2 protein-coding genes are annotated in these 1,407 nt (G+C 78.3%); both read left to right on the top strand.

The genetic code is table 11. From position 1 onward, the window contains the following. Positions 1-701: B12-binding domain-containing protein (locus tag AB0E96_RS41140; RefSeq protein ID WP_359831955.1), on the top strand; the 701-nt coding region annotated here is incomplete at its 5' end. A 507-nt stretch (positions 702-1,208) separates the two neighbouring features. Continuing rightward, on the top strand, positions 1,209-1,407 hold a 199-nt coding region (locus AB0E96_RS41135; protein ID WP_359831953.1), incomplete at its 3' end, for a hypothetical protein.

The following is a 1,407-nucleotide window of genomic DNA, read 5'->3' as shown; positions in this document are numbered from 1 at the left end:
GAGAGGCGGCGGGCGAGCCGCGGGGCGGAGGGCCGGGCGGCGGCCGCGCGCTGCACGTCGGCTCCGTCCGCCCCGAGTGCCGGGGCCTGGCCCGGGCCGCCGTCCGGCTGGACGCCCCCGAGGTCGCCCGCATCCTCCACGACGCCGTCACCGCGCTCGGCACCATCGAAGCCTGGACCGAGGTGATGCTGCCGGCGCTCCGCGCGGTCGGCCGCAAGTGGGCCTCGGACGGCGAGCAGTACGTCGAGGTCGAACACCTCCTCTCCTGGCACGTCTCCACCGCCCTGCGGACCACCGCCGTCCGCCCCACCACCCTGCGGGCCGTCCCGCCCGTGCTGCTCGCGGCCATGCCGGCCGAGCAGCACACCCTGCCGCTGGACGCCGTCGCCGCGGGGCTCACCGAGCGCACCCTGCCGTTCCGGATGCTCGGCGCGGCCGTCCCGCCCCGCGCGCTGCTGGACGCCGTCCGCCGGACCGGCCCGAGTGCCGTGATGCTCTGGTCCCAGAGCCCCGAGACCAGCGAGCCCGAGCTGGTCCGGGAGGTCGTCCGCACCGCCTGGGGCGCCCGCGGCTCCCGCGGCCACGCCCTCGTCCTCGCCGCCGGCCCCGGCTGGCGCCGCACCGACCGCCTGGAGGGCACCGCGGGCCCGCGCACCCTGCTCAGCGCCCTCGACCTCCTCGAACGGACGGTGACCGCCTGACCGCCTGACCGCCTGCCCCCGTCAGGCGGTCGGCGTGGGGCTCGGCCGGGCGCTGCCCGTGTTGGGAAGCCGCCTTCCGCGCCCGGGGCGGCGGCTCGGCCGGCTCCCGGAGGACCTCGGCGCCGGGAACCGCGGGGCCTCGGGACACGGTGCTCCGGTCCTGACGCTGTCCCCCGTGGGGGTGAATCCCCGACCGCCTTCGCCACCCGGGCCGGAGCCCGGTCGGTCGGCCTCCCGCCACCGGGGCACGCGCCCTCGCGGAAGCCGGGCCCCGGTGATCCGTGCCGCCGCGGCCCGGCCCCCGGCCCTCCCCTGCGCACCTCGCCCAGCTCGACGCGGCACCGCCGACGCCGACCCGGCCCTCCGGCCGTGGCGGCCGCCGGAGCCCGGGACGGGGCAGACCGGGGCGAGGCACCGGCGTCCGCACCAGTGTGCGAACGCACTGACCGGAACTTTACGTGACGGTTCGGCTACGTTTCGCACCATGTCGTCGGGTGCGGGACACGAGTGGGGCCGGTCGGCCTCCTGGGCGCGGGCGCTGCTGGTCGCGGTGCTGACCGTGCTGCTCCTGCACGCGGTGGGCTGCGCCCACGGCCCCTCGGCCGCTCGCGCTACACCCTCTGGCAGCACCACCAGCTCGGCGAGATCCTCGACGAGCAGCTGACGTACTGGCGTGACGTGCTGGGCGAGCTGCCGCAGGAGCTTG

The sequence above is a fragment of the Kitasatospora sp. NPDC036755 genome (assembly GCF_040636595.1).
Lineage (GTDB): Bacteria > Actinomycetota > Actinomycetes > Streptomycetales > Streptomycetaceae > Kitasatospora.
This window is presented reverse-complemented; position numbering and strand designations above follow the sequence as displayed.